Here is a 3202-nt window from a genome sequence, read left to right as displayed (position 1 = left end):
TAGCGAACCTGGAGAAGCCCGCCCCGAAGGGCGCGCCAAAGGCAAAGCCATCGATGAGATTCGAGCAAAATGCCTTCACCAAGGCCGGCAACGGCTGTTATTCATCCGACCCAATAAGGTCGCCAATGGTTGCAGGGTCTTCCTGAATCTTAAACGGTTGAACCTGGCCCCGAACAAATACGCGGCTTTTAAATTTCGAAGACTCTTCAGAACTTTTTAGCTCTTGCACGGCAGTAATATCAGAGATGCGTACATAGAGAACGCCTTCTCCACCTGTCGAAAGGCCAACAAACCCCTGAGCTTTATTCATTTCATCACCATTTTCAATGTGTTAACGACTTAGTGTATAGAGTCTGTCAATAAACAACGCATGTAACAAGGTCGGGGCAAAGCATGCCTCTGGAAAAACCAACAGCAAGGGCCGGAAGTTAAAGCTCCCGGCCCAGGATTTAGCCTACTCCTCCATCGTTACCGATCTCATCTGTGGTGGTAACCAACCTTTGGATTCCTCAAGACCATCCAGCAACTCAGCCAAATCGCGCTTTTTGGCATTTGCCATACCTGCTGCCAGATCGGTGCCTTTAAGCTCTACCAGAATATCCAACAGCTTTTCGCGCTTGACCCGCTTGAAATAATTCTCCTTGGTCGGCTGCCAGAGAGCGCTTAAATCAAAGTTGATTTGCTCTTTCACAAGTTCGGCAATGACCGAGTTGGATGAACGCAGCGACTGAGCGACACAAAAAGCGTGAATCGCCAGCTTGTCCGGCATCGTCAGTGATTGGAACGCCCTGAACATATCCGCCTCGGTTTCCTCATTCATCCAAACCAGATTCAAACCGTCTCGCGTTTTCTGAATCTTTTCGGCGGCTTTGGTTTCCAGGATGTCCTTGGGACTGAACTCGGCCCACTGAACACTGATGTCACAGGGTCGGAGGAAGCTTTGTGCCCCACGCTGCAACGCCATATTGAACACCGACAAATCAAAGCACAGTTCCGGTGAATCCATCAGATCAGCTTGCAGGGCCTGCAAGCTATAAGCACTCAGATCACTCAAGAGCGCCGCGCTTTCGTCCGGTTTCTTAGGAACATCAACCGCGCCCTGCTCGTCTTGGCCCTCGCTGCCCTTGTCACCGTCTTCGGGCTTCACAATGCCTTCGCGGTATTCCGGCTCCCCTTCCCGTCCAATCAGAATGAGAACGCCCGCCTCCGCCTTCTGCCCTACGGAAAATACTCGAGAGTTTTCTTTCTGCTCCTGCAAATCCCTTTCTTCGTCGGTCAGTCGGTCGTGTTCTTCATCCTCTTCCTCTGTCCATTCCGGCATCGGCTTCTCATTCAAGACATTCAAACGGGCATCGATCTCGGCCAGTCGGGCGCTCAACGCCTCGGGCAGGTCCACTTCAATTTCCGGCTCCACGCGCCTCATGCTGGCAAACGGTGAGGACCAGAAACCACCAAAGGTATACTCCACCCATTTCCAGCCCTCGACCTTCTTCTCAGCCACCAGTCGCTCGATCTTGGCCTCTGCCAACGACTTCAAAAGCTCCGGATCGTTGAGGTAGGTCACCTCCTGGAACAGATCGGACGCCACACTACCACCGGCCTGCTCATAGGCTTCCAAGCCCACAAACACAGCCATAGGCTCGGTGCTTCGAACATTCTCAGGCAGCAAACGAGAACGAATCTCCCACGCCGAGAAGCCATAGCCCTCCTTCATTTCAGCAAAAACCGCCGCCTGTTTTTCCTGATCGTCGGAAACGGTGAAGGCCATGACCTCCTTTTTATCCAGTTCCCGATTACGGAAAGCCTGTAAAATCACCGGGGCCACCCCGCCGAGCTTCAACAGTTTGCGAACATCCGTCACGCTGTGGCCGAATTTCTTGGCAATGTCCTCGGCGCTCATCCCCTGCTCGTTCAACTGCATATAGGCCGAAAACCAATCCGCGTCGTGCATTGCCGCTTTCAAGTTTTCCGCCATTGAGGCCTCGGTGGCGTCGGTCTGATCTTTCACCACACAGCGCACAGGGTAATCCTTCGCAATGTCGCCGTTCTCTGCCAAATGCTGCAACGCAGCCAGACGGCGGCCACCGCCGACAACCTCAAACTTACCGCGCTTCTTCGACTTCACAACAATCAAGTTCTGTAGCAGCCCCTGAGAGCCGATAGAAGCGATTAACTGCTGATCCTCTACATCTGCCGCCGATACCTTACGAACGTTCTTCTCAGAGATTGTGAGGGCGTTCAATTTGATGTTCTGTTCCATGGTGTCAGTTCCTTGTCAGTTGGGTGTTTCCGTCCGGAAACCGTTGGGGGCTCTCGCCCCCGCATGGGTTAAGCGGCGATCAGCCGATCAGGGAGGTGAATCGCGTATGAGCGCTGACCATGGGAAATGGACAGCCCCTCATGGTCCTCATGAATCCGCCAAGCCGATCCGGCCTCAACCAACTCACGCAACAGAGCCAAACGATCCGGCAGATGGTCGCGCCCAAAATTGCGATCGGCATCGGCTTTGTAATCGTCGGTGAGCTCCCATTGAGTTTTCACCCGAGCATCGGTATCCCGAGCCAAAAGGCGAACGACGTGGGGAATCGTCCATTTCTTGGGCAGCTTTTGCAGTGGGTTCACCCGCTGTGCAGCAAACGGGCAAAATTCGATTTTCGCGTCCCTCTGATAGCCCCAAAGCTTCAACGTATCCCGAAGGCGCACATGCTTGGTTGGCTCACAATCGAAGGCCGCGCAAACCTCCAGGACCTTCTTCAGTGACCAGCCACAGATCGCCAGAAAATCCATCACGTCCGACTCGTTACCGCCCAAACTGAAGCGGTTCAGAGTCTTGCCACGGCTCATGGCCTCGGCTGTGTCAGTGATCACGAGGTTGAAATCGTCTTTGTGCAGACCGTAGCGACGAACGTGAGCGGCAGGCTGGGCTACGAAAAGGTCTCGCATCTCAAAGGCCATTACCCAAGCCGCACGGTTTTCCAGATGAGGGGTAGAAATGACTTTCAACATGGTGGGAATCTCCTAACTCGCCTCGATAACCGGCGGCGAACCCGGAGGCCAGCACCCCGCTGACCATGTGATTATTATCGGTTTTCCTGCCCTTGCTGTCAATCTCTTTGTATACCTTTCAAAGAATAAAAACCCATATTAATCAGCCTTCTTTGTGCATCTTCGTCTAACGCCAGACTTGTCTTTTGCAGTGTGA

The 3202-nt window shown here is 53.3% G+C and carries 3 protein-coding genes; all 3 read right to left on the bottom strand.

Annotated elements, in window-relative coordinates; all coding sequences use genetic code 11:
- Positions 1-97 precede the first annotated feature (97 nt).
- Positions 98-310: a hypothetical protein gene (locus CLH62_RS20780; protein ID WP_099620074.1), complete on the bottom strand. Its 213-nt coding sequence runs from the start codon at positions 308-310 to the stop codon at positions 98-100.
- A gap of 144 nt (positions 311-454) precedes the next feature.
- The gene (locus CLH62_RS20775; RefSeq protein ID WP_099620073.1) at positions 455-2260 is read right to left on the bottom strand and encodes a ParB/RepB/Spo0J family partition protein; all 1806 of its coding nucleotides are present in this window, start codon (positions 2258-2260) and stop codon (positions 455-457) included.
- Between the two features lie 68 nt (positions 2261-2328).
- The gene (locus tag CLH62_RS20770; RefSeq protein ID WP_099620072.1) at positions 2329-3006 is read right to left on the bottom strand and encodes a hypothetical protein; all 678 of its coding nucleotides are present in this window, start codon (positions 3004-3006) and stop codon (positions 2329-2331) included.
- Positions 3007-3202: the final 196 nt, after the last annotated feature.

Source organism: Marinobacter guineae (genome assembly GCF_002744735.1).
Lineage (GTDB): Bacteria > Pseudomonadota > Gammaproteobacteria > Pseudomonadales > Oleiphilaceae > Marinobacter > Marinobacter guineae.
This window is presented reverse-complemented; position numbering and strand designations above follow the sequence as displayed.